17 protein-coding genes are annotated in these 25,654 nt (G+C 70.1%); 9 read left to right on the forward strand and 8 right to left on the reverse strand.

What is annotated here, in order from left to right; translation table 11 throughout:
• Positions 1 to 23 precede the first annotated feature (23 nt).
• The gene (locus LCN96_RS54530; RefSeq protein WP_225270244.1) at positions 24 to 1,880 is read left to right on the forward strand and encodes a CheR family methyltransferase; all 1,857 of its coding nucleotides are present in this window, start codon (positions 24 to 26) and stop codon (positions 1,878 to 1,880) included.
• Here the strand turns inward: LCN96_RS54530 and LCN96_RS54535 are convergent, their stop codons facing one another.
• Entirely contained in the window at positions 1,881 to 2,915 is a 1,035-nt protein-coding gene (locus LCN96_RS54535; RefSeq protein ID WP_263657421.1) for an endo alpha-1,4 polygalactosaminidase, read from the reverse strand. It abuts the gene before it with no gap.
• Between the two features lie 235 nt (positions 2,916 to 3,150).
• Between LCN96_RS54535 and LCN96_RS54545 the strand changes: the two genes are divergently transcribed.
• Both LCN96_RS54545 and LCN96_RS54550 read left to right on the forward strand, forming a co-directional pair.
• Positions 3,151 to 4,116: an SMP-30/gluconolactonase/LRE family protein gene (locus LCN96_RS54545; RefSeq protein WP_225270245.1), complete on the forward strand. Its 966-nt coding sequence runs from the start codon at positions 3,151 to 3,153 to the stop codon at positions 4,114 to 4,116.
• A 129-nt stretch (positions 4,117 to 4,245) separates the two neighbouring features.
• Positions 4,246 to 5,640, forward strand: coding sequence for an IS4 family transposase (locus tag LCN96_RS54550; protein WP_225270246.1), 1,395 nt, complete (start codon positions 4,246 to 4,248; stop codon positions 5,638 to 5,640).
• 16 nt (positions 5,641 to 5,656) lie between these two features.
• Here the strand turns inward: LCN96_RS54550 and LCN96_RS54555 are convergent, their stop codons facing one another.
• On the reverse strand, positions 5,657 to 6,757 hold the full coding sequence (locus LCN96_RS54555; protein WP_225270247.1) for a sialidase family protein: 1,101 nt from the start codon (positions 6,755 to 6,757) through the stop codon (positions 5,657 to 5,659).
• Between the two features lie 403 nt (positions 6,758 to 7,160).
• Here LCN96_RS54555 and LCN96_RS54560 point away from each other — a divergent pair, with 403 nt between their 5' ends.
• Positions 7,161 to 8,567 carry a dihydrolipoyl dehydrogenase family protein gene (locus LCN96_RS54560; RefSeq protein WP_225270248.1) on the forward strand — a complete coding sequence of 469 codons (1,407 nt, stop codon included), beginning with the start codon at positions 7,161 to 7,163 and terminating at the stop codon, positions 8,565 to 8,567.
• A gap of 33 nt (positions 8,568 to 8,600) precedes the next feature.
• Here the strand turns inward: LCN96_RS54560 and LCN96_RS54565 are convergent, their stop codons facing one another.
• The 3 genes from LCN96_RS54565 to LCN96_RS54575 form a co-directional block, all read right to left on the reverse strand.
• Positions 8,601 to 9,032 carry an STAS domain-containing protein gene (locus LCN96_RS54565; RefSeq protein WP_225270249.1) on the reverse strand — a complete coding sequence of 144 codons (432 nt, stop codon included), beginning with the start codon at positions 9,030 to 9,032 and terminating at the stop codon, positions 8,601 to 8,603.
• A gap of 252 nt (positions 9,033 to 9,284) precedes the next feature.
• Positions 9,285 to 10,280, reverse strand: a complete 996-nt coding sequence (locus LCN96_RS54570; protein ID WP_225270250.1) for a hypothetical protein — start codon at positions 10,278 to 10,280, stop codon at positions 9,285 to 9,287.
• Positions 10,281 to 10,426: 146 nt separating this feature from the next.
• Positions 10,427 to 11,653, reverse strand: a complete 1,227-nt coding sequence (locus LCN96_RS54575) for a hypothetical protein (RefSeq protein WP_225270251.1) — start codon at positions 11,651 to 11,653, stop codon at positions 10,427 to 10,429.
• 386 nt (positions 11,654 to 12,039) lie between these two features.
• Between LCN96_RS54575 and LCN96_RS54580 the strand changes: the two genes are divergently transcribed.
• The 3 genes from LCN96_RS54580 (at position 12,040) to LCN96_RS54590 (ending at position 16,519) form a co-directional block, all read left to right on the forward strand.
• Positions 12,040 to 14,082, forward strand: a complete 2,043-nt coding sequence (locus tag LCN96_RS54580; RefSeq protein WP_225270252.1) for a transglycosylase domain-containing protein — start codon at positions 12,040 to 12,042, stop codon at positions 14,080 to 14,082.
• Positions 14,083 to 14,310: 228 nt separating this feature from the next.
• On the forward strand, positions 14,311 to 15,282 hold the full coding sequence (locus LCN96_RS54585; RefSeq protein ID WP_080044423.1) for a LacI family DNA-binding transcriptional regulator: 972 nt from the start codon (positions 14,311 to 14,313) through the stop codon (positions 15,280 to 15,282).
• Positions 15,283 to 15,313: 31 nt separating this feature from the next.
• Positions 15,314 to 16,519 carry a serine/threonine-protein kinase gene (locus LCN96_RS54590; RefSeq protein WP_225270253.1) on the forward strand — a complete coding sequence of 402 codons (1,206 nt, stop codon included), beginning with the start codon at positions 15,314 to 15,316 and terminating at the stop codon, positions 16,517 to 16,519.
• 77 nt (positions 16,520 to 16,596) lie between these two features.
• On the opposite strand, the gene LCN96_RS54595 is transcribed toward LCN96_RS54590, so the two are convergent.
• A complete protein-coding gene (locus tag LCN96_RS54595; protein ID WP_225270254.1) occupies positions 16,597 to 17,961 on the reverse strand; it encodes a GH12 family glycosyl hydrolase domain-containing protein in 1,365 nt (454 codons plus the stop codon).
• A 262-nt stretch (positions 17,962 to 18,223) separates the two neighbouring features.
• On the opposite strand from LCN96_RS54595, the gene LCN96_RS54600 reads away from it, so the two are divergent.
• On the forward strand, positions 18,224 to 19,285 hold the full coding sequence (locus LCN96_RS54600; protein ID WP_225270255.1) for a lytic polysaccharide monooxygenase: 1,062 nt from the start codon (positions 18,224 to 18,226) through the stop codon (positions 19,283 to 19,285).
• Positions 19,282 to 19,809 carry a hypothetical protein gene (locus tag LCN96_RS54605; RefSeq protein WP_225270256.1) on the forward strand — a complete coding sequence of 176 codons (528 nt, stop codon included), beginning with the start codon at positions 19,282 to 19,284 and terminating at the stop codon, positions 19,807 to 19,809. Before LCN96_RS54600 ends, LCN96_RS54605 begins: the two co-directional genes overlap by 4 nt.
• A 186-nt stretch (positions 19,810 to 19,995) precedes the next feature.
• On the opposite strand, the gene LCN96_RS54615 is transcribed toward LCN96_RS54605, so the two are convergent.
• Positions 19,996 to 22,830 (reverse strand): glycoside hydrolase family 9 protein, encoded by a 2,835-nt coding sequence (locus LCN96_RS54615; protein WP_397352016.1) that lies wholly within the window; start codon positions 22,828 to 22,830, stop codon positions 19,996 to 19,998.
• Positions 22,773 to 25,646 carry a glycoside hydrolase family 48 protein gene (locus tag LCN96_RS54620; protein ID WP_225270257.1) on the reverse strand — a complete coding sequence of 958 codons (2,874 nt, stop codon included), beginning with the start codon at positions 25,644 to 25,646 and terminating at the stop codon, positions 22,773 to 22,775. The genes LCN96_RS54615 and LCN96_RS54620 overlap by 58 nt, the downstream gene beginning before the upstream one ends.
• Positions 25,647 to 25,654: the final 8 nt, after the last annotated feature.

Consider the following 25,654-nt stretch of genomic DNA (forward strand, 5'->3'; position numbering starts at 1 on the left):
GCGGATCGGCGTAGGCTTCAGTGGTGACCACAGAGGAAGAGCGTGAGTTCGACGACCTCCTCCTTCTCCTCAAGGAGACGCGCGGCTTCGACTTCACGGGCTACAAGCGCAACACCTTGATCCGGCGGATCGCCCGCCGGCTCGAGGCCCTGAAGCTGCACGACTACGGCGAATACCGCGATCTCCTGGAGCTGGAGCCCGAGGAGTTCACGCGGCTCTTCGACAGCCTGCTGATCAACGTCACCAGCTTCTTCAGGGACGCCGCCGCCTGGCAGCGGATGCGTGAGCTCGTCGTCCCCGCGCTGCTCGACCACAAGTCTGCGGGCCAGCCGATCAGGGTCTGGAGCGCCGGCTGCGCCACCGGCGAGGAGCCCTACACCATCGCCATGGTGCTGGCCGAGGAGCTCGGCCTGGACGAGTTCCGCAACCGGGTGAAGATCTACGGCACCGACCTCGACGAGAAGGCGCTGCACGTCGCCCGCGCGGGCGTCTACAACGACCGCTCACTCGCCGACGTGCCGATCGACCTGCGCGAGACCTACTTCGAGCGGGTCGAGAACGGCTACACCTTCCGCCGCGACCTGCGCCGCCAGCTCATCTTCGGCCGCAACGACCTCACCCACGACGCCCCGATCTCCCGCGTCGACCTGCTGCTGGCCCGCAACACGCTGATGTACTTCAACACGGAGATGCAGCTCAACATCATCCGGCGCTTCCACTTCGCGCTGTCCGACCCCGGGTTCCTGTTCCTGGGCAAGGCGGAGATGCTGCTCAACCACAGCGACAAGTTCGAGCCGGTCGATCTGCGCATGCGCCTGTTCAGGAAGATCAGGCCGGCCGGCCAGGGCAACCGCCCGCCGTGGTCGGTCACCGGCGCCGCCGCCGACCTGGCCTCCCGGCTGCCGACGCTGGCGTCCGTGGCGCTGGCCTCCGGCCCCGTGGCCCAGCTCGTCGTGGACGTCTCGGGCAACCTGGCGCTGGCCAACTCCAAGGCCGAGGCCCTGTTCAACCTCAACCCGCGCGACGTCGGCCGTCCCTTCCAGGACCTGGAGGTCTCCTACCGCCCGGTCGAGCTGCGCTCGGTCATCGAGCAGGCCCGCCACGACCTGCGCCCGGTCGAGCTGCAGGAGGTGGTCTGGCACCGCGTCGGATCTCCGGAGAGCAGCGTTTTCGATGTCTCGGTCGTTCCCCTGCTCGCCTCGGGCAATCTGGTCGGCATGGGCATCCATTTCTACGATGTCACCCGCTACCGCAAGCTCAGGGACGAGCTCGAACAGGCCAACAGGCAGCTCGAACAGGCCTACGAGGAGCTGCAGTCGCTCAACGAGGAGCTGGAGACCACCAACGAAGAGCTCCAGTCCACCAACGAAGAGCTGGAGACCACCAACGAGGAGCTCCAGTCCACCAACGAAGAGCTGGAGACGATGAACGAGGAGCTCCAGTCCACCAACGACGAGCTCCAGCACATCAACGACGCCCTGACGGCCCGCACCATCGAGCTCGACGAGGTCAACCGGTTCGTCTCCTCGGTGGTACGCAGCCTGGGCGACGCCGTGGTGGTGCTCGACGACGACCTGCGGGTGGTGGTCTGGAGCCCGGGAGCCGAGGAGCTGTGGGGGGTGCGCGCCGACGAGGCCGTGGGCGAGACGCTCGCCGGGCTCGACATCGGCCTGCCGCTGGAGCTGCTCCTGCCGCGCCTGCGCGCCGCCCTCTCCGACGGGTCCAACCCGCTGCAGACCGTGGAAGGGCTGGTGCTCGACGCGGTCAACCGCCGCGGCAGGCCGGCGCCGCTCACCGTGCAGCTGTCGCACCTGCGGACGGAGGACGACACCGTGCACGGTCTGATCATGGTGATGAACGTCGTGAACTCGGACGGGTGATCATCTGCACGGCTTGTACGGCTGGTCCTTCAGCGAGTAGTCGGCCGCCTTCTTGATCGAGTTGAAGCCCAGCTTGTTCGCCCTGGTGCAGAAGCTCGCGGGGGCGGTCTCGTACTCGACCTGGAAGACCGGCTTGCCGGCCTTGACGAACACGTTCAGCTCCGCGCACTCGTCGTACTGGAAGCACTCCTCGTTGACCGCGTAGTCGAAGCTGGAGACCAGCTCGGCGGCCTGGCTGAGGTCGTTCTTGAGCGCCACCGAGAGGCCCTTGGCGTGCGCCATGGCGGCCAGGGCCCTGTTGTAGGCGAGCTGGGTGGCGGCGCTGACGGTCCAGCCGGTGACCGCCTTGCCCTCCTCGTGGGCGTTGACCACGTCGAACTCGACCCCGTCGAACCCGGCCTGCGCGCACTTGTCGACGCGGGCCGCCATCATCTTCAGCAGGAAGTCCCGCTGGCCCTGGTCGTTGTTGATGTTGGCCCAGCGCTCGTTCGGGAAGTCCTCGCTGAACGGCTTGCCGAGCAGGGAGTCGCCGTGGGCCTTGTGCCAGTCGGCGAACTGCTTGTAGTCCGGGCGGTAGTCCTCGATCGAGCCGGCGTCCACGTAGCAGACGGCTTTGGCGCCGCGGGCGTGGATGGCCTTGACGGCGGCGGTGTTGATCGTGGTGTTGTTGCCCGCCACGTCGCCGTCCACGTAGAGGTCGATGTCGAAGACGGTGGGCTTGACGCAGGGGCCGCCGGTTTGGGGGGTGGTGCAGATGTCTACGTTGATGCCGCCGGTGGACCTGTATGTGGGATTGCCCTCCAGCTGGTATTGCCAGCGGCTCTGGAGCGGCGGGCGCCAGATCGCGGCGCTCGCCACCGCGCTCCCCGCCACGGCCGCGCTCCCCGCCGCGCTCCCCGCCGTGGTCGCCGTCGCCACCGAGGCCGTACTCGCCGCCGTGGCCGCGCTCGCGCCCGGTTGGCTGGACGCGGTCACCAGCGCCGTCGCCGCCATCACCACGACGCCCGCCTTGGTCGCGGCCTTGGCCCCCGTCATGGAAGGAAGCCTTCGGGTATTACCCACACCATCCCCTTATTTCCGGAAATCTCGCGCGATGGGGCGATCGGGGTGATCGCCGATCCGGATCTTGTCAGCCCCACCGCCACCCTGTCCCCGACTTGTGCGGATCTCCGTTCGGTGAGATAAGGGATGGGCGTTCGAGGCCAGAGCTCATCCCGTACGCCCTGCGCGACAGCAGGGGCGCCGAGCAACTCCCCGTCCAGGAGATGCCATGCATGAGAACCTCCGCCGCCACTCCTCCCTCCCCAGACTCCTGCGCCTACCCCTCGCGCTGGCACTCCTGATCACCACCTGGGCGCACCCGGCCCTGGCCACCACCACCGCGGGCCAGACCCCTGCCACCCCCACTTCGAACCAGGTCATCATCCTGCCCGGCGCCACCTCCGCCGAGGGCATCGCCGCCGGCCCCGGCACCACCTTCTACGCCGGTGACCTCTTCAACGGCGACATCTACCGCGGCGACGCCCGGCGCGGCACCGCCGAGCGCTTCATCGACGTGCCGGACGGCCGCATGGCGGTGGGCATGGTCGCCGACCTGCGCCACGACCTGCTGTTCGTCGCGGGAGGCTTCACCGGCCAGGCCTACGTCTACGACCTGCGGTCCGGCGCGACGGTGGCCACGTACCAGCTCGCGAGCCCGGAGGCGGGCGTCGTCAACGACACGGCCCTGGCCCGCGACGGCGTCTGGTTCACCGACTCGCTCCAGGCCAAGCTGTACTTCGTACCGATCGGCCGCAAGGGTGCGCTCGGCCCGGCCCGTACGCTCGACCTCACAGGACCGGCCGCCGACACCAGCGCCGACTTCAACCTCAACGGCATCCAGTCGGCGGGCCGCACCCTCGTCGTCGCCCACACCGGGCACGGCAAGCTCTACACCGTCGATCCCGCCACGGGCGCCAGCACGCCCATCGCCGGCGTGGACGTGCCGAACGCCGACGGCATCGTGCTGTCCGGCAACCGCCTGTGGGCGGTGAACTCACTCAGCCAGGTCTCCCGTTTCCGGCTGGACCCCGGCCTGACCAGCGGCGTCCTGGAGAAGACGATCACCAGCCCGCTCTTCGACTTCCCCACCACGGCCGCGCTCATCGACCGTCACCGGCTCGCCGTGGTCAACGCGCACCTCACCACGATCCCGCCGACCTCCCCCACGTACGAGGTGATCGTCGTCGAGCCCTAACCGCAATGCCGGGAAGTTAGGGTCGTTGGTGGTTGCGCAAGGGGTGTGCCGGGAAGCCGGGACATGAGAACGGAGATCCAGTAGAACGGGTGATCTTCCACAACCATCCGTCAACAGACTGGATCTCCGTTGAGCCGACAGTCTGCCAGGTCCGCCCTGGCCCGCGCCATCAGCACGGTCACATCGACCACCCGGACTGCTGCGGGAGTGTTCGCGCCGGGTCATCTGGGCGAGCTGACCCAGATCATTCCGTTCGAGATGGTTGATGAGGTGCTGGCCGAGGCCGGGACGGTGGAGCGGCGGCTGCGGGACCTGCCGTCGCGGGTGGTGGTGTATCTGCTGCTGGCGGCCGGGCTGTTCGCGGGGCTGGGCTATCGGCAGGTGTGGGCGCGGCTGGTGTCCGGACTGGCGGTGCCGGGTGTGGCGCCGTCATCCTCGGCGCTGGCCCAGGCACGGCGCCGGGTCGGGGTGGCGCCGTTGAAAGCGCTGTTCGAGCTGCTGGCCGGGCCGTCGGCGGGTGCGCTGCGGTGGCGGGGGCTGCTGGTCTGCGCGATGGACGGCACCACGATGTCGGTGCCCGACAGCCCGGCGAACCTGACCCGGTACGGGCATCAAAGCGGCTCGCACGGCGGGTCCGGCTACCCCTTGGTGCGGCTGCTGGCCGTGGTCGTCTGCGGCACCCGTACCCTGCTGGCCGCGACCTTCGGCCCGTTCAAGACCGGCGAGACCAGCTACGCGCCCGCCCTGTTCAGCTGCCTGCACCCAGGGATGATCCTGCTGGCCGACCGCAACTTCGCGGTCAAGAGCCTCATCACGGCGATCGCCGGCACCGGCGCGGACCTGCTGATCCGCTGCAAGGCCGGCCGGGCCCTGCCCCGGCTGGCCACCCTGCCCGATGGGTCATGGGCCAGCGTGCTGGGCGGCGTACCGATCCGCGTCATCGACGCTCACCTCACCATCACGCTGTCGGGCAGCAGCCGGCGCACCGTGCACTACCGGCTGATCACCAGCCTGCTCGACCAGCGCCGTTACCCCGCCCGCGACCTCGTCGTCCTCTACCACCAGCGCTGGGAGATCGAAACGGTCTACCTCGAGCTGAAGTCGACCATCCTCGGCGGCCGGGTCCTGCGCGCCCGCACCCCGCAAGGCGTCGACCAGGAAATCTATGCCCTGCTCACCGCCTACCAGGTTCTGCGGCTGGCCATGGCCGATGCCACCGCCGCCTGCCCCGCCATCACCGATGACCGAGCCAGCTTCTCCATCGCCCTGCACACCGCCCGCGATCAGATCATCCGTGCCGCCGGTATCCTCGCCGGCACCACCATCGACCTGCTCGGACGCATCGGACGCGCCGTACTCGCCGCCCCACTGCCCGCACGCCGCGCCCGCATCAGCCCGCGCATCGTCAAACGCGCGATCTCCAAACACCGGGCGAAAGGGCAAGTCGACCGCACCAACCACCGGGCGGCCATCACCACTGAGATCCTCACCCAACCCCAGTTGACGGCCGCCGCAAGTCCTTAACTTCCCGGCATTGGCCCTAACCGGCCAGCTCGGCGACGGGAATCCGGCGGAAGGCGATGCTCTCGTACGGGCCGAAGTTCCCCGTCTCGAACAGCAACCCCACCGTCTCACCGTCCACCCGCACCAGATCGGAGTACGCGGCGGGCAACCCGGACACCGTGTGCACCGCCCGCCACGTGACACCATGATCGCGACTCGCCCGTACGGTCATCAGTGCCCGCGCGTCCGGAGCCGCCGGACCCGAGAACAGCAGCACGTCCGGCGAGTCGCACCACAACACGCTGCCTTCCACCACCGGCCCCACCAGCCCGGCCTGCGGCCGGAACGGCAGCTCCAGCGTCTGCCCGCCGTCCGCGGAGTAGGCGTCGGCCCGGGTGCCGGGGGCGGTGGAGTCGGTGCGGGTGTTGACGTAGATCCGTCCGTCGGGCAGCTCGGTGGCGGTGGTCTCGTTCACGTTGACGTAGCCGTCGGGGGTGTCGTCCACGTACCCGATCCGCCAGGTCTGCCCGCCGTCGTCACTCAGCAGCGAGTGACCGCCGTTGTACTTGCCCTCGGTGCCGTTGTCCTGCCCGCCGGGCGGCAACGAGTGGTTGGCGGGCACGACGATGCGCCCGGCCTGCTCGCCCTGCCGCACCACGAGCGCGTGCCCCGGCGTGGTCGCATACCAGCGCCACTCCGGCCGCTTCGCCCCCTGCGTGATCTCCCTGGCCGCCGACCAGGTGACCCCGTCATCCTCACTGACCTGCACGAACACCCGCCGCCCGTCAGCGGCCGAAACCTGCCCCCGCCTGATCTTCTCCTCAGTGGCCGACGGCCCCTGCCGCACGAACACCAGCACGATCCGGCCGTCGTCCAGCACCACCGGCGCCGGGTTCCCGGCAGTCCCCCGCCGCGGCTCCGTGGCCACCACCTGCAGCGCGCCCCACGTCCGTCCGCCGTCGGTCGAACGCCTGAGCACCAGGTCGATGTGCCCGGAATCGGACGCCGACCCCCGCCGCCCCTCCGCGAACGCCAGCACCGTCCCTGCCCCCGTCACCACGACCGCGGGGATCCGATAGGTGTGATAGCCGTCGGTCGACTGCCGGAACGGGACCGAGGTGGGGTAGTCATCCGCCATGCCGGGCACGCTACGACGCGCGGGTTAACGGACTTCGACGTGGGCCGTACGTGACGGCGAAGAGGCAGGCGATGCGGTAGGCGGCGGGCGGGGATCGGGAGCGCGGGCCTGGACCATGCGCCGGCGTGGCCGCGCCGCCGGGGAGGTGGCTCCTCGGCGGCGCGCCTCGCGATGCCACGTCAACGGGCGAACACGATGATGTTGTCGCGGTAGCTGCGGCGGGCGTGGTCGAACGTGCCGCCGCAGGTGATCAGCCGGAGCTGGGCCCCAGGAGCGGGGCCGGTCGTCTCACGGCGCTCACCCGCCGTCGAGGGACGACGCAGTGGCGGGGGCGTGTGCAGGGACCGCCGACCGCGCGTGAAAGCATTTCCCTGATAGCCGAACGAGTCTTGTGGAGGCAGGGGTGGCTGACGAGTTCGATGTCATCGTGATCGGGGCGGGGCCCGCCGGTGAGAACGTCGTGGACCGGGCCGTGCGGGGTGGCCTGACGGCGGCGATCGTGGAGGAGCGGCTGGCCGGTGGCGAGTGCTCCTACTGGGCGTGCGTGCCCAGCAAGGCGCTGCTGCGGCCGATCGACCTGGCCGGTGAGGTGGCGCGGGTGCCCGGCCTCTCGCTGGGCCCGATCGACGTGGCCAAGGTGCTGGCCAGGCGTGACGAGGCCGTGTCCGGCTACGACGACGCCGGGCAGATCCGCTGGATCGAGAGCGTGCCCGCCGAGTTCGTACGCGGCCGCGGCCGCCTCGACGGCCCCAAGCGCGTACGCGTGACGACCGGCACCGGCGAGGACCGCGTCCTGACCGCCCGCCACGCGGTGGTGCTGGCGACGGGCAGCACCGCCGCCATCCCCCGCACCCCCGGCCTGGCCGAGGCGTCCCCGTGGACCAGCCACGAGGTGACGGCGGCGACCCAGATCCCCGAGCGGCTGGTCGTGATCGGCGGCGGCGTGGTCGCCTGCGAGATGGCGCAGGCCATGCACGGGCTGGGCGCGCGGCAGACCACGGTGCTGGTGCGCGGCGGCGGCCTGCTCAACCGCATGGAGCCGTTCGCGGGCGAGCTGCTGGCCGAGTCGTTCGCCGAGGCGGGCATCGAGGTACGCACCCACACCGACGTGGTCAGGGTCGAGCGTCCCGAGCCCGGCGGCAAGGTCACCGTCCACCTGCCGGAGGGGCCGCCGCTGGAGGCCGACGAGCTGCTGGTGGCCACCGGCCGCCACCCCGCGACCCGCAACCTCGGGCTCGCCTCGGTGGGCCTGCCCGACGACAAGCCGGTCGAGGTGGACGACAGCATGCGGGCCACCGGGGTCGAGGGCGGCTGGCTGTACGCCGTGGGCGACGTCAACGGGCAGGTGCTGCTGACGCACATGGGCAAGTACCAGGCCAGGATCTGCGGCGACGTGATCGCCGCGCGGGCGCGGGGCGACGAGCTGCCGGCGATGCGGGATCTCGCGGGCGGCTACGGTGCGCCCCAGGTGGTCTTCACCGACCCGCAGATCTGCGCCGTCGGCCGTACCGAGGAGGTGGCCCGCGCCGACGGGTTCCGGGTGCGGGTCGTCGACTACGACATGGGGGCGGTCACCGGGGCTTACCTGCTGGGTGACGGTTACCGGGGCAAGGCCAGGGCCGTCGTGGACGAGGACAGGAAGGTGCTGCTCGGCGTCACGTTCGTGGGTCCGGGGGTGGCCGAGCTGCTGCACGCGGCCACGATCGCGGTGACCGCCGAGGTGCCGCTCGACCGGTTGTGGCACGCGGTGCCGTCGTTCCCGACGGTGAGCGAGGTCTGGCTCCGGCTGCTGGAGGCTTACGGGCTGTGAGCGCTGGGACGGCGGTGCCGGCGTGAGCGCGGGTCAGCAGTGGTCCCGCCGTACGTTCAGGCGGGAGATCAGCGACGGCGGTGGGATGGCGGCGTGCTCCGGCACGCCGTGATCTCCCGAGCGCAGCATCAACTCCGCCACCGTCTCCTCCACGCTGTCGCGCACCTCCACGTGTGACAGCAGGTCCGTCAGCCGCAACACCGACAGCAGATGATCGGAGGGACGGACCACGAAGATCCGGCCGCTGCCCTCCTCGGCCATCCGCTGCATGGCCATCGCCAGCACCCCGATGACCGACGAGTCGTAGAAGTCGAGGTCGGCCAGATCGAAGACGAGGGTGGGCCCGGGTGACCAGTCCCACACGGCGTTGATGCGGGCGCTGAACCGGGCCCGTCCCGCATGGTCGAGCACGCCGCTGGCGCGCATGACCGTGCAGTGCAGATGTCTGGTCGTCTCGATACGCAAACCGCCCACCTGGATCCACTGCCCGGTGAGCGGCGTTATCACAGGTGATCGCTATTTTTCCCCGGTCCATCGGGCATCGCCGTCCCCGCGGTCACCAAGAGGACCGTTGACCAGCTTGCGCATGAGCCCGGCGAGCGTCTCGACGTCAGCACGTCCGACAGGTCGAGATCGGGCCGCTCACGCCGCCACTGCTCCAGGATCCCGTCCTGGCCGCCGTGACCGCGCGCCACCGCCCCGCCGGGCTGAGTACGTCTAGCGCGCGGTGCCCGATTCCAGCGTGGGGACCGCGTCCGGGCACGGCGCGAGGATCACCAGCAGCGGCGCCCCGGCAGGCCCGGTCAGCTCCAGCTCGGTGATGTTCCCGCGCACGGTCTGCGCGGGCGCGCCCAGGTCCCCGTCCCGGAAGCTGATGATCCGCTCCACGGACGGCGCCGCGGCGTGCAGGAGCTTCCTGGTGGCGTGCCGGAGCCAGCGCAGCTCGCTGTTGACCCGCCGCCACGTCGCGGGGATCATGCTGACCGCCTCCGCCCGTGTCCCGAGCCGGAGCGTGATGTGTCCGCTCGACCCGAACCGGTCCTTGAGCACCGGGTTGACCACGAACATGCCCGACCGCAGCGCCCGCACGCCCTGCCGGTTGACGTTGGCCAGGCCGCCGGCGCTGATCAGCGAGTACAGCTCGCAGCGGGAGCCGTCGAGGGTGTCCGGGTCGTAGTCCACCGGCGGCGGCTCCTCGAAGACGACCTTGTCCAGCCGCACCCCGGCCACCCCGTCGGCGGCGACGCGCCCGGACACGGCCTGGCGGACCTCCTCGCAGACGCCGTCGCCCTCGGTGACGTCCAGCACCTCGACGCAGATGAGGCCGTCGTCGGGGATCTCCTCGGGGGTGAGGTCGAAGGCCACCCGGGCGTGCGCCTTCTTGCCGCGCAGCAGCACGCACTGGCGCAGCCGTCCCTGGGAGCGGACCTGGACGAGGCGCGGCAGCGTGGGGGCCGAGGTGGTCCCGGTGTGCCAGCCGCTCACCGATCGCTCGTCCGCCGACAGCGACACCAGCACCCGCAGCGGGCGGCCCTGCGCCGAGACCTTGAAGCCGGCCAGCCCCGACGTCTCGAACCTGCCCACGATCTGGCTGCCGCGATGCAGCCGGTCGGTGACCTGGAGGGGGGCGAGCCGGCCGCTGGTCAGGTGTACGGGCGGGATGGCGGGAAGGATCACCTGGTCCAGGTCGGTGGTGGATCCTGAGCTGGTCATCGGATGCTCCTGGAGGGAAGGGGAGCGGCCGCGTGGTGGCGGCCGCTCATCGGATGCGGTGGGCGGGATTGGACCCCGCCGGGTCACACGAGCTGGTCATCGGACGCGGTGGGCGGGCTTCGACCCCGCCGGGTCACACGAGCTGGTCATCGCACGCTCCCCACTGCGGCCAGCGCGGCCAGCGCGGCCGGGTCGTGGAGGTCGAGGCGGGTGAGCATCGGCTCGCGCCGCTCCCACAGCCGCCGCACCGCCCCGTACAGGGGGTCGCCTCCCGGCTCCACGTGCCGCAGGTTGACGGCGAGCGCCCGGGCGTAGTCGTCCCCCTGCTCCCAGTGCGGCAGGAGCTGGCTGGGCACGTCGGCCCCGCAGCGGCGCAGCCACGACCACAGCCGGGCGCGCTCGCGCTGCTCGGGCCCGAGCACGGTCTCTCCCTTGGCGTGCCTGGCGATGGCCTCTCGGAGCAGCCCGCGGTGCTCGGACGGCGAGGCGGGCACGTGCGTGGCCCCGCAGGCGCCGCCCTCGGACCAGCCGGCCTGGATGACGGGAATGCCGAAACCGGGCAGGTCGCTGTCGCCGAACGCGACGCCGACGTCCGTCATGCTCCACAACATGGTGGTCGACAACGAGCCGCGCACGCACCGGACGCGGGGCCGGCCCGCGGCGGGCACGGGGTCGGGCACGGGGTCGAGGAAGAGCCAGTTGGCGGACTCGTCGGCGGCGGCGAACTCGGCCGTTGCGTCGAACAGCTCGGTGTCCCGCCCCGGCGCGTGGCCGAACACCGCGATCGTGGGCCGGTCGGCGTCGAGGCCGAGCCGGGCGCAGCCGTGGTGGCGCAGCTGGCGGCGTTCGGTGTCCGTACGGACCTGGTAGCCGCTCTTCGCCCGCCAGGCCACCCGCTCGGCGCTGGGCCTGATCAGCTCCCTGTGCGGCCAGACGTGCCGCTCGAAGAAGGCGCCGACCCTGGCGGGCAGCTCGTCCTGGAAGGAGCAGGTCCCCTGGTCGGGGAAGATCGCGTACGCCTTCAGCGTCCCCGTCCCGTGCACGTGCACGACGGGCAGCTCACGGGGCACGGCCCGGTCGGCCCGGCTGGTGACCAGCGCGACGGGCGACTCCTCCGGCCGCAGGTCCTGCACGGCGCCGTACGCCCGGGCCAGCGGCATCCAGTCCGGCGTGGTCAGCACGGCCAGCCGCGCCGAGAGCAGCCCGCAGACCGCCCTGGCGACCGTCAGCGTCCGCACCACGACGCGCAGATCCTCGTCGTAGGTCTCCGCCACGACGCACCCGGCACCGCCGGGGGTGTCTCCCCAGCAGGTCCTGGCGGCGGCGAGCAACCGATCGACGTGCCCGCCGTCACCGCCGACGCGACGACGCATAAGCCCCTCCACCAAGGCAGCAAGAAATGCCCAGGTGAACGTTGCCAGCCCGGCTCGGGCCTGCCGCGCGGGCGACACGGTTCTTTGCCTCAGCGTGGGGGAATCACCGACAGTCGCAGAGACCTCAGGAGCCCCACGCTGCACGAACCAGCCGATGACCCCGATTCCGGCGAAAAACCCCGAACAATCCGGCGATGCCGAACGTCCAAGTCTTTACCTGGAGCATGTCATGCCGGGGTTTAGGATGCACCGTAATGCCAGGATGGGGAGGTTTTACCAGCATGGGTTCCCGTTTGTCGAGTGTCGCACGCCTGACGGCGGCGGCTGCCGCGGCCGGTGTGGTCGCCGCAGCAATCGCGCTGCCTGCGGTCGGGGGTACCGGAGCGATGTTCGTCTCGGCATCCGAGGATCTAGGCATCAAGCCCGAGGACCTCAAGGAGCCGCCGCTCGCGGAGAAGACGACGGTCCTGGACGCCGAAGGTAACCAGATCGCGCAGTTCTACGAGGAGTACCGCGAGACCATCTCGCTCGACCAGGTCGCTCCGATCATGAAGACGGCGATCATCTCCATCGAGGACTTCCGCTTCTACGAGCACGGCGCGATCGACATCGAGGGCACCATCCGCGCCCTGGCCAAGAACTTCACCTCCGGCGGCATCGCCCAGGGCGGCTCGTCCATCACCCAGCAGTACGTCAAGCAGGTGCTGCTCAACTCGGCGACCACCGACGAGGAGCGGAACGCCGCCCTGGAGGCGAGCTACGCGCGCAAGCTCAGGGAGCTGCGCTACGCGATGGCGGTCGAGGAGAAGTACACCAAGGACGAGATCCTGGAGAAGTACCTCAACATCGCCTACTTCGGCGCGCACGCCAACGGCATCGAGGCGGCGGCCAAGCGCTTCTTCGGCGTGCAGGCCTCCGAGCTGAACCTCGTGCAGGCGGCGACCCTGGCCGGCGCCGTGCAGGACCCCAACGCCACGGACCCCAACCTCGGCAAGGCGCAGCGCAAGCGGCTGCTCGACCGGCGCAACGTGGTGCTCGACCGGATGGCCGAGCTGAAGAAGATCACCGCCGAGGAGGCGGCCGAGGCCAAGAAGAAGCCGCTCGGCTACAAGGGCACTCCCCTGCCGGGTGGCTGCGAGGCCAGCCCGTACCCGTACTTCTGCATGTACGTCCGCAACGAGGTGCTCACCAACAAGACGTTCGGCAAGAGCGCCAAGGCCAGGAGCCAGTTCCTCAACCGGGGCGGCCTGACGATCCAGACCACGCTGGACCCGAAGATGCAGAAGGCCGCCGAGAACGCGATCAAGAAGCACGTGTTCGCCTCCGACAACCCGGTCGCCTCCGAGGCGCTGGTGCAGCCGGGCACGGGCCAGATCAAGGCCATGGCCGCCAGCCGCAAGTTCGGCACCAACAAGCGCAAGAAGGAGATGTCGTACAACGTCGTGGCGGACCACGTGCACGGCGGCGGCGTCGGCTTCCAGGCGGGCTCGACGTTCAAGACGTTCACCCTGATCACCGCCCTCAAGGAGGGCATGCAGGTCAACGACGGGTTCTCGGTGGGCAGCGGCTACCGCGCGCCGTACTACTCGACCTTCAAGAACTGCAAGGGCCAGAACATCGGCGACCCCAGCCACACCGTCACCAACGACGAGGGCGGCGGCGGCTTCAAGTCGCTGAAGACCGGCACCTGGGGCTCGGTGAACACCTTCTTCATGAAGCTGGAGGAGCACGTCGGCCTCTGCGACACGGTCAAGACGGCCAAGTCGCTGGGCATCAAGCGCTCCGACGGCCTGCCGCTGACCGAGTACGAGACGTTCACGCTGGGCACCAACGAGATGGACCCGGTGACCGTGGCCACCGCGTACGCGGCGATCGGCGCGCGCGGCAAGTACTGCAAGCCGATGGCCATCACGAAGATGACCGACCGCAACGGCAAGGTGACGAACTACAAGCCCGACTGCAACCAGGCCCTGGACCCCGAGGTCGCCGACGCCGCCGCCAGCGTGCTGTCCGGCGTGTTCACCCAGGGCACGATGCGCAGCGTGGGCGGCATCGGCCGGCCCGCCGCGGGCAAGACGGGCACCACCGACGCGCAGGCCACGGCCTGGTTCGCCGGGTTCACCCCGGACCTGGCCGGCGCGGTCAGCATCGGTGACCCGCGCGGCGCGCAGGACCACAAGCTGAACAACATCACCATCGGCGGCCGTTACTACGGCTCGGTCTTCGGCGCCTCGATCCCCGGGCCGATCTGGAAGGACACGATGATCGCCGCCCTGAAGGGCACCCCGGCGACGAACTTCACCCCGATCAACACCTCCCGCTTCGGCGGCTGCGGCTCCGGCTGCGCGCCCGTGGAGCGGACGGAGCCGCGAGGCGACGGGGACGTGGACGGCCAGCTGGAGGACGTGGACATCGCCGATTTCGGCTGATCACGGGTAGGAAGGGTTTCCTGATCGCCGGATTAGACAAATCGGGCACGGATAATATGCCGTGATCCACATCCGGCACAGAAACCTCTGTCGGTTACCAGTGCCCCTAGCTGAGCAAATTCGGAGTGCGTCCGTACTGCGGGACGCACTCCTTGCAAAGACCCTATTAACAGCGGCGAAACATTGGTAACGTGGGAGCGCTCCCAGGATCTTTCCGCGAGGTGCTCCATGACCGAGCAGCCCACACTGGCACAGGTGGCGGCCGCTGCAGGGGTTTCCCCCGCGACCGCATCTCGAGTCCTCACGGGCTCGGTGCGGGTCAGTACCTCGACCCGCCGCCAAGTCTACGACGCCGTGTCCCGAATGGGATACGTCCGACAACGCGCGCCCCGGGGAACGGCGGCCAAGACCATGGCCGACGGGGTCACAGCAGTCGTCTGTGATCATTTACCCCGGCTCTTCTCCGAGCCCTACTACGCCAGGCTCCTGTCCGCAGCGGGCGCCGTGATAGCCGAGCACGGCACCCACCTCATGGTGACCACCGTCACCCCCACCTCCTCCACGCTGCCCGCCTTATCCGGCGCGGTGCTCATCGTGGGGGCGAGAGAGCGTCACCCCCTGGCGATCAAGTTATCCACCTCGGGCGTCCCCGTCCGCAACATCGGGCGTCCGCCCCACGACCTCAAGCTCCCGTTCGCCGACGTCGACAACCTCGACGGCGGCAGGCAGGCGGCCGAGCACTTCCTGCTAACGGGTCGCCGTAACGTGGCCGCCATCGGCGGCCCGCCGTCATTGCCCGGCGCCCGCGACCGGCTGGAGGGCCTGGTACGCACCCTGCAGGCGGCCGGCGCGCCGGACGTGCCGGTGGCCTACGGCGACTTCACCGCGGCTTCCGGCACCCACGCCATGCAGTGGTTGTTACGCCATGCCCCGGGACTGGACGCCGTCTTCGTCGCCTCCGACCTGATGGCGGCGGGCGCGATCCAGGCCCTGCGCAGAGCGGGACGCAAGGTGCCGGCGGACGTGGCGGTGATCGGGTTCGACGACGCCCCGGTCGCCAGGCACACCGTCCCGGCCCTGACCACGATCCGCCAGCCCGTCGAGGAGCTCGCCACGGTCGCCACCCGGCTGCTCCTCACGGGGGCCGCGGGGATCGACCCCGTACTCCCCACGGAACTGGTCATCCGTGAGTCGGCTTGAGCCTGGGGACATACTGGCCCGCAGGTATCTGTTGCTGGACCCGCTGGCCCGCGGCGGCATGTCGGTCATCTGGCGCGCCTTCGACCAGTCCCTGCACCGGATGATCGCGGTCAAGGTGCTCACGGCCTCGCTGCACACCGACCCGGGAGAGCGGGTCAGCGTGCGCAGCGAGGCCCGCGCCGCCGCCAGGTTCATCCACCCCGACTCCATCGAGATCTACGACTACGGGGAGACCGTCACCACGGGCGGTGGCGTCGCGGCCTACGTCGTGATGCCGCTGCTCGACGGCACCCCGCTGGCCGAGCGCATCGAGAAGGGGCCGCTGCCCTGGCACGAGGCGGCGGCCATCGCGCTGCGGCTGGCCCGCGTGCTGATGGCCGGGCACGCCCGCGGCCTGGTGCACAGGGACGTCACGGCGGAGAACGTGCTGCTCACCGCCGACGGCCCCAAGCTGCTCGACTTCGGCATCGCGGCGTGGGCCGGCGACCCCGACGACGACCGCGGCACCCCGCCCTACGTGGCCCCCGAGCGCCTGCTCGGCGCGCCGACCCATCCGGCCGTCGACGTGTACGCCCTCGGCGTGCTGCTGCACACCATGCTCACCGGGCGCACGCCGTACCCGGGCACGACGTGGGAGGAGATCGAGGCGGCGCACCGGACCGAGCCGCCACCCCGGGTGCCCGGCGTGCCGTACGCGCTGGCCACGCTCTGCCAGCGCTGTCTGGCGCACGAGCCGGAGGACCGCCCGACGGCGGCGCAGATCGTCTCGGGGCTGACCTCCACGCTCGGCACCGCGACGCTGGGCCGCCACGTGCGGCGCGGGCTCACGGTGGCGAGCTCGGCCGCCCTGGCGCTGTCGGCGCTGCTGTGGTTCCAGCAGACGCCGGCGCCCGAGCCGCTGCCGAAGCTCGCCCAGCCCACGCCGTCGCCCACGGCCAAGCTGATCGAGAGCACGCCGAGCGCGGTGATCACCGTCGAGCAGGCCGCGGCCGGCTTCACCACCGTGCTGAAGGCGCGCACCCCGTGCGGCGCCACCGACGACGACGTCGTGCTCGACCTCACCCAGGTGCTCCAGGACGCCGTCACCCCCCGGCACGGGCCTTCGGTGCGGTCGGGGACCAGCGGCCTGCGTCAGAAGCTCTCCGACCGTCTCAGGGAGGGCAGGCTCACCCCCGCCTGCCTGAGCGAGCTGGAGGCGCGGCTGGACGATCTCGACAACGCGCTGCGCCACGATTGATGAGGGGTACGGCAGCACCAGCCGTACCCCCCGATCGCGCGGGCGGGGCCCCTCGCAAAGCGTGCCCGCGCGAGTCCTCATGAGCAGGTGTATCCGCTGGGCACCTGCGTGTTCCCGGCGGGCCGCGAGGCCTGGTAGCCGAACGAGGTACTGGCACCGGGCGCCAGGCTCCCGTTGTGCGCCAGGCTCCTGACCGTCACCGTGCCGCCGCTGACGGTGTGGGTGGCGTTCCAGATGCCGGTGATCGTGTGGCCGGACGGCAGCGGGAAGGTGACGGTCCAGCCGTTCATCGCCGAGGTGCCCCGGTTGGTGACGGTGACCGGCTGGATGACGTACCCGTTGTTCCAGGACGTCTGGGTGGTGGGCGTGACGGCGCAGCTCCCGCCCCCGGTGCCCGGCTGGGTGGTCACCGTGACGGTGGCCGAGTCGGGCGAGACGTTGCCGGCGGCGTCCCTGGCCCTGATCCGGTAGCGGTAGGTGGTGGACGGGTTGAGGCCGGTGTCGGTGTAGGAGGTGGCGCTGCCTCCGCCGACCCTGGTGAAGGTGTCGCCGGTCGCGCGCATGACGTCATACCCGGTCACGCCCACGTTGTCGGTGGAGGCGGCCCAGGTGAGGGTGGCGCTGGAGGAGGTGACGTTCGAGGCCGACGGCGTGCCTGGGGTGCTCGGCGGGGTCGGGTCGGTGGGGTCGCCGCCCGAGCCGAACGAGAAGGAGTTGACGGCCAGGCCGGTGCCGCCGATCCAGGGCTCGAACCCGGCCTGCACGCTGGTCAGGTACCACGAGCGCTGGCCGTAACCGCGGCTGACCACGTCCGAGTAGAAGGTGTTGATGGTGAAGTCCAGCGAGGTGGCGGGAGAGCTGCGCACGTACGAGATCACGTTCCAGCCGATGTTGCCGAACCAGACCTGCCACGTCGCCCCGGCCAGGTTGACGGTGCCGACCTGGGAGCCGATGGGCTGGATGGAGCCCTGCCTGTTGAGCCAGATCATCAGCTCGGCGCCGGTGTTCTGGCCGTCGGTGCGGGGCGTGGGGTCGAACCACAGGTCGTAGGAGGCGTTGTAGGTGCCCGAGCCCGGGTACGTCATGCTCACGCTGCTGCGCAGCGCGCCGAAGCCGGAGGCGCTGGCCTGCATGGGCAGGTTGCTGCCGGTGGTGCAGTTGGCGTAGTGGCAGCCGGCGTAGATCGACGGGTAGCCGGCGGGGGCGCCGCTGGTGGAGTTGTTGTGCGCGGCCTGGGTGACGGTGAAGCCGCCGCTCTGGTTGACGTCGATGCACTGAGCGGTGCTCGCGCCCCAGACGTTGTTCTGCACGATGTAGCGGTTGCTCTGGATGCTGGTGGAGCCGTACTTCTCGCAGATCACCGGCGCGGCCTGGGCCGGCACGGCGAACAGGCCGAGGGCGAGTAACGCCCCGATGATCAGGAAGATGTGCGCGTGCCTCATGGCGTGTTGCTCCCGCCTCTCTGACAGGGGAGTGTAGTGGGAGCGCTCCCAGCAATCAGCCTCCTTTGGGGTCACGAACAGGGCAAGCACGCCCGACCGCAAATGATCTGGAGCGGGCCAGGCCACCAGCGGAAACCGTGACCAAGATCGGCTGAAAGTTTCACTCGACGTTGTCGGATCCGCGCCGCCCGTGATTCAATGCGCTGGCCGGGCGGGCAGGTCGTGGGCAGGTTTCCTCTGTCGGCAGCGCAAGGGAATCCCCATGAAGTTCTTCAAGTCGGCGGCGATCACCGCCGCGTTGGTCCTGATCACCAGTGTCCTGATGGTCCCCACGCAGGCGCAGGCTCACGGCGTGTCGATGTTCCCCGGCAGCCGTACGTTCCTGTGCTGGCAGGACGGTCTGCGGGACAACGGGCAGATCCTCCCCTACAACCCCGCGTGCGCCGCTGCGGTCAACCAGAGCGGCGCGACCCCCCTGTACAACTGGTTCGCGGTGCTGCGCTCCGACGGCGCGGGCCGGACCACCGGATTCATCCCCGACGGTCAGATCTGCAGCGGCGGCACCGGCGGGCCCTATGACTTCTCGGCCTACAACGCGGTCCGCTCCGACTGGCCGCTGACCCACTTGACCTCCGGGGCGACCATCCAGATGCGGCACAGCAACTGGGCCGAGCACCCCGGCTCCTTCAACTACTACGTCACCAAGAACGGCTGGAACCCGAACGCGCCGCTGAAGTGGTCGGACCTGGAGCCGTTCGGCAGCGTCACCAACCCGCCCAAGTCCGGCGGCGCCGGTGGGCTCAACTACTACTACTGGAACGCGCAGCTGCCGTCCGGCAAGAGCGGCCGGCACATCATCTTCACGCACTGGATCCGCTCGGACAGCAACGAGAACTTCTACAGCTGCTCCGACGTCACCTTCGACGGCGGCAACGGCCAGGTCACCGGGGTCGGCCCCGGCGGCAGCACCCCCGGCCCGTCCCCGACCGTCACGCCCACCGACCCGGTCCCCACGGGCTCCTGCACGGCCACGTGGAAGGCCACCAACACCGGCTGGGCCGGCCACTTCCAGGGCGAGGTGACCGTGAAGAACACCAGCACCAGCTCGATCAACGGCTGGACGGTCAAGTGGACCTACAACAACGGTGAGGGCTTCGACGGCTCACCGTGGAACGGCGTGCTGACCACCCAGGCGCCCAACGTCACGGTCAAGAACGCCACCTACAACGGGCAGCTCGCGCCGAACGCCTCCACCGCGTTCGGGTTCAACGCGACAGGCTCGGTCCCGGCCACCGCCCCGACCCTGACCTGCACCAGCCCGTGACCAAAAGCCGTCGCGGGCTCATCGCGGCGATCGTCACCCTGGCCGGCGTCGTGCTGGCCGGGGTGACGTTCTTCGTTGCCAGGCAGCCGTCATCGACGCTGAACGACGAGCTCGCCGCCCAGGTGACCCTGATTCTGGAGCAGGCCTCGCCAGGCGAGCACCACGCCCACGGGCACAGCGGCTTCGAGTCCCGCGTCGTGTGCGCCGTGGAGCCCTTCGGCACCGAGCCCCCGAACGCCACCGCGCTGGTCGAGGTGCGCTGGGTCTACGCCCGCCACCTGTGCGCGATCACCGGGGAGAGCCCCGACTGGGCGGCCTCCGTACGGGCCTCGGGGCCGATCGCCGTGAAGATCGACATCCCGCCGGAGGTGCGGGTGCCCAAGGCCGGGGCAGGCTATCCGGACCGGGTCAGGCAGCTCATCCCCGAGCGGTACCACACGCTGGCGTTCGAGGAGTTCTCGGACGACGCGGCGATCGAGGCCGCGCGCGAGCGGTTCGCGCTGGTCTCCTCGACAGCGAAATAGCCCCCACAAGAGAAAAACGGACGCGGCCGAAGTGGAGGTTTCGGCCGCGTCCGTCCCATCCGGGCGGGGATGGTTTCGGGCAGGGATTCGATGGGTTAGTGCCTCACCTCCTCATACGCACCTGGTGATCGGGCGGTTCAGTTGGCACCGCCCCCGCCGCGATTGCGGCGGGGGCGGGATCGTGGGTCAGGCCGGGGTGCAGGTGATCGGGTCGGGAGCGGTGGACGCCCCGTTGGCGATGAAGCCGAAGGTGGTGGTCGCGTTCGGCGCGAGCGCGCCGTTCCACGTCTCGTTCCTCACCGTGACCGTGCCGCCGGAGACGGTGTGCTTGCCGCCCCAGAGCTGCGTGATCGTGTTCTGCGAGCTCCAGGTGACCGTCCACGCGCTGGTCGCGGACGTGCCGGCGTTCTTCACCGTCACCTCTGCCTGATAGGCGCCGCCCCACGAGTTGACCACCTTGTAGGTGGCCGTGCACCCGCCGGCCGGCGCGTCGGTGGTGGTGAACGCGGTGCCGTCGGAGGCGGCCGAGCTGTTGCCCGCCGCGTCCCTGGCCACCACGCTCACCGTGTAAGCGGTGCCGGGCGTCAGCCCGCTCAGGTCGAACGACGTCGTCGTGGCCGTGCCTGCCCTGGTGGACCCCAGGTAGACGTCGTAGCCGGTCACGCCGACGTTGTCCGTGGACGCCGCCCAGCTCACCCGCGCGCCCGTGGCGGTGATCCCGGACACCGAGGGCTTGCCGGGCTTGCTGGGCGGCGTCCCGTCCACCGTGTCCGAGGTGGTGAACGCCGTGCCGTCGGACTGCGCCGAGGTGTTGCCTGCCGCGTCCCTGGCCACCACGTGAGCGGTGTAGGCCGTGGCAGGGGTGAGACCGCTCAGGTCGAACGACGTGGCCGTGGCCGTGCCTGCCTTGGTGGACCCCAGGTAGACGTCGTAGCCGGTCACGCCGACGTTGTCGGTGGAGGCCGTCCAGCTCAGCCTCGCCGAGGTGCCCGTGATCGCCGAGACGGCGGGCTTGCCCGGCTTGCTGGGCGCGGTCGTGTCCTCCTCCACCGGCCCTGGCGGCTCACCCCAGATCTTGGTGGCGCCGCTGTGCAGGGTGATGTGGTCGGTACGCACCGGCGTCGTGCCGGGCGTGGTCGGGATGCCCTGGTAGGACCAGTCGTTGGCCGGGTCCCAGGTGCCCGAGCTGCTGATCCTGAACTGCACCTCCCTGCGGTGCTGCGACTGCCCGGCGGGCGCGATGGCCTGGCCCGAGCAGTCGACCGCCACGTAGTACGTGCTGCCGCTCGCCTGGTGCAGCGTCGGCGCCTTGCACTGCGTGTAGGCCGACGACACGCTGATCTGCGAGGCGGTCGTCGAGCCGTCGAGGGTGAAGTAGTAGCGGAACGAGCCGTCGGACAGGACCCTGGCGGGCCACGCCGACTGGTTGCGGACCAGCGCCTTGATCTCGGTGAAGCCCGTGCCCGAGGCGTTCACGCCCGCCTCGACGAAGATCTCCGGGCCGTCGGGGGTCTCCTGGACGGGGAAGCCCGCCGCCGGCGCGCCGCCGTACTCCTTGTAGAGCCTGGCCAGCGCGCTGGTGAAGCCCGCGTTGTAGTCGGTGGCGACCTCGTTCATGACGTAGTCGTCGCGCTTGTCGGTGTAGGCGTCGTCGGGGCTCGGCGGGCCGCCGACCAGTGCGCCGTAGAGGGTGTGGCGGGTCTGCTCGGGGTTGGTGATCTGGTCGGTCCACGAGCCGTGCGCCGTGCGGTGGTGCGGGTTCTTCGGCGGGTTGGTGCCGAAGCCGACCACGTAGGAGGAGTTGCGCGGGTTGTCGCCGAGCGCGTAGTTGATCTGCCGCACCGCGAAGTCGTGGTAGCGGGTCTTGCGCGTGGCGTCGGTGATCGTGTCGCTGTGCACGAGCGCCGCGAACGCGGTGTTGGCCGCGTAGCGCAGCGAGCCCCACCGGTCCAGGACGGCCTGGCCGCCCGGCGAGTAGGCCACCTTCTGGCCGTTCACGCCGACCGTCCAGAAGTCGAGCCAGCGGTTGGCGTCGTCCAGGTACTGCTGCTTGCCGGTCAGCTTGTGCAGCAGCACGTACGCTCCATACGACTTGTCGTCCCAGGCGATCGTCCACTTGTACGACTTGGTGGTGCTCTGCGGCTCGGTGCCCAGGTTGGCGTAGCCGCTCTCGGCCTTGGTCAGGTAGGAGGCGTCGTTCGTGGCCCGGTAGAGCCAGATCGCGCCCCACACCAGCTCGTCGTTGAAGCCGCTCCAGGAGTTGTAGAAGCTGGAGGCGTCGGTGATGCACTCGCTGTACTTCTTCCTGACCGTGTCGGCGAAGGAGTAGAGCTGCTTGGCGTGCGTCACCAGGGTGTCGGCATATGACGGATTTGTCGGGCGGAAGACGATCGAGGAGGCCGCCATCGCCGCCGCCGTCTCGCCCGCCAGGTCCGACCCGCCGCACGAGGCGTCGATCTTGTACGCGGGCCGGTTCATCGCCATCGCCTCGGCAGGGCCCCACCAGGCGTGGTCCGTGCCGCCGTTGCCGACCTGCCCGTAGAGCACGTTCGGCGACGGATGGGCCTTGATGAAGTAGTCGTTGACGAACTTGAGGTTGTCGAGCAGGTGGGTGAGCTGGCCGGAGCCCGCGTACGCGTCGCGGTACTCCACCGCGCCCCAGGCCAGCATGGTGGCGGAGAACGCCATCGGGAAGCCGAACTTGACGTGGTCGCCCGCGTCGTACCAGCCGCCCGTGAGGTCCACCCCCACGTCCTTGCCGTCGTTCAGGCCCGAGTCGCCGCGCCAGGAGACGCGGTTCCAGTCGGGCAGCGCCCCCGACTGCTGGGCCTCGTAGAACCACAGCGACTTCTGCAACGCCTCGCCGTAGGCGAAGGCGGGCGCGGCGGCCGAGGCCGCCGGCCCCGCCCCTACGGAGAGGGGCAGGACCAGCGACGCCGCAGCGATCAGAGCTGCCTTTCGGATCACGGGAAGAGCCGCCCGTACTCGGCCAGGGCGACGGCGACGTCCACCTGCGCCCAGAACCGGTGGTAGTTGAAGACCGGCGCGGAGCCGGTGCCGTTCAGGAACGCCTGGACCTTCGGCCAGTCCGGGTCGTCCTCGTAGAACGACCTGATCGACAGGAACGTGGAGTTCGAGTTGATCGGGTCGCCGTTGGGCATCTCACCGGTCCAGCCCGGCGGCACGTAGACGGGGTCGTCCACGCGCTGGTAGTCGGTCTTGGTCTCCGGCACCGAGACGCCCTCGGCGTCACGGTTGTCCCAGATGCCGTCGAGCAGCGCCTTGGCCGTGTCGCGCGCCTCGGCGTGGTTGGCCTTGGCCGCGTAGTACATCAGCACCTTGGCGTACGCGCCGGCGACGCCCACGTCCTGCGTGTGGTCCACGACGGTCACGTGCAGGCCGGGGTTGGCCGGCGGCATGCCCGTGGCGGCGCTGAAGTTGCCCGCGGGCTGGCCCGTCCACCGCAGGGTGGAGGGGATCTGGTAGCTGCCGTCGGCGTTGATCGTGGTGTTGTCCAGCGCCCACGCCACCCACTTGTCCAGCAGCGCCTTGGCGTCGGTGTTGCCGGTGGCGTAGTAGAGCTGCGCCACGCGGTCCATGGTCCACGCCTGGAAGCCGAACCACTGGTTGGACGGCGGGTCGTGGTAGACCGGCTGCCAGTCGTAGGCCATGCCGTGGAACTTGGGCAGGCTGGCCGGCGGCGCGCTGTAGTTGCCGTTCCAGCTGTTGGTGGCGCCACCGGCGATGGCGCCCTCGGCCGACTGCAGCCAGGTGTAGAACTGCAGCTGGCGGGTCAGGCTGGTGCTCCAGTCGGCCGCGCCGGTGGAGCTCCTCGGCCGGAGCTCGGTCACGTTCGACAGCGCCCAGGCCGCGAACGGGTTCTGGTAGCCGGAGTGGTTGTGGCTGGAGCCGATGCGCCAGGCCCAACCGGCGCTGGTGTCGGTCGCGCCGCCCCAGGCGTAGTACCAGCTCAGCAGGTAGTTCGAGGCGTTCTTGCCGGTGCCGGCCGGGCACGACGGGCTGGTGCACCCGGGCTGCTTGAAGTACTTGTCGTACATCGCGTAGCGCAGGTAGTCGCCCATCTTGGCGGCCTTGGCCACGGTGGCGGAGATGTCCGCGGCCTTGTTCTGCTCCTTGGCCCAGGTCAGCGCCCAGTAGGCGGCCTGGACGGCGCGGGCGTCGGCGTCGGGGGCGTTGGTGTACTTCCACTGCTTGGCGTACGAGGCGTCCTTGGTGAACAGGTCCAGGTAGCCGTTGGTACCACCGTGCGCGAAGGTGTCGCAGGACGGCTGCGGGATCGTCTCGAAGACCGACTCCTCCGGGCCGCGCTGGTAGGTGTTGATGTAGGCGGGCCTGGTCGTGCCGTCGCCGCAGCGGCCGAAGCCGTAGGTGTTGTCGACGTCCAGCAGCCAGTGCATGCCGTAGATGTCGCGGGTGCCGTACGCGCTCTGCAACTCACTCGCGATCGGGTCGGTGCCGACCGAGACGCCGCTGTCGAGCTGCGAGGGGTAGTTGCTGATCGTGTTGTGCTCGGGCGCGTACGTCGCCGGCTTCGAGGCGTTGTAGAACGAGTTCGTCGGCTGGTCGGCGGTGGCCGGGATGATGTACTTCTCCATCGAGGCCCACGCGGCGTTGAACTTCGACCAGTCACCGGTCACGCGCCCGTAGGCCGCCTCCAGCCACAGGTAGTAGCTGTAGGCCTCGGACGTGGTCTCGTGCCCGTGGTCCGGCGCCTCGACCATGAAGGTCTCGATCGAGTGGTACGGCACGCCCTCGGGCGAGAAGTAGCCGTTGGCCGGGTCGTGGATCTCGTTGTAGAGCTCGACGAAGCGCTGCACGTAGACGTTGTCGCCGCCGACGTCGTCGTCCGCCTCGTTGGCGGTGACGTCCACGGCGGTGTAGCCGGTGGCGCTGATCCGGATGACGGCCGAGCCGGCGGTCGTGTCGGCGTCGTCGGCCGCGCCGATCGTGAAGCTCTGCTCGGTGTTCCAGTTGGACGGCGTGAACGTCCTGCTGGTGGGCGTGGCGACCGTCAGGTCCGCGTCACCGCTGACGCGGGCGGCGGAGACGGTCACGTTCGACGACGGCGCCTGCGACAGCTTGACGCCGACGGTGGCGGTCCCCGTCTCGGGCACCGACACGGTCGTCGGGCTCACCACGAGCGCCGGGCCCGTGTCCGGCGAGACCGTGATCCCGACCGGTGAGGAGGTGGTGACCAGGCCGGCGTTGTCGGTCGCCCTGGCGGTGATGGAGTAGCTGCCCGCCGCCACGTTCTGCCAGTTGTAGCTGTACGGCGAGGAGGTGTCGGTGCCCAGCAGCGTGGAGCCCTGGTAGAAGTCGACCTTGGCGACGGTGCCGTCGGCGTCGGCCGCGTTCGCCGCGATGGCCACGGTGGCCGGAGCGGTGTAGGTCTGGCCGGCGGTCGGCGAGGTCAGCGACACGGTGGGCGCCGTGCCGGTGCCGCCGCAGGTGACGCCGTTGACGCTGAACGAGGTCGGGTTGGGGTTGCTGCCCGTCCAGGTGCCGTTGAAGCCGATGTTGGTGGAGGCGCCGGTGGCCAGGTTGCCGTTCCACGGCATGTTGGTGCCGGTCACGCGGGTGCCCGACTGGCTCCAGTTCGCGCCCCACCCGTTCGGGGTGTACTTCTGCCCGGTCGTCGGGTAGTCGAAGGCCAGCGTCCAGGACGTGATCGGGTCGCCGGTGTTCTTCAGCGTGATGTTCGCGGTGAAGCCGCCCTGGCCCGGGCTGCTCGTCCACTGGTTGGCCGCGTACGTCACGTCGCACGCCACGGCCGCCTGGGCGGGCGCGGCCGTGACGGCCGAGGTCACACCCGCCACGAGGACAA

It is taken from the genome of Nonomuraea gerenzanensis, assembly GCF_020215645.1.
Lineage (GTDB): Bacteria > Actinomycetota > Actinomycetes > Streptosporangiales > Streptosporangiaceae > Nonomuraea > Nonomuraea gerenzanensis.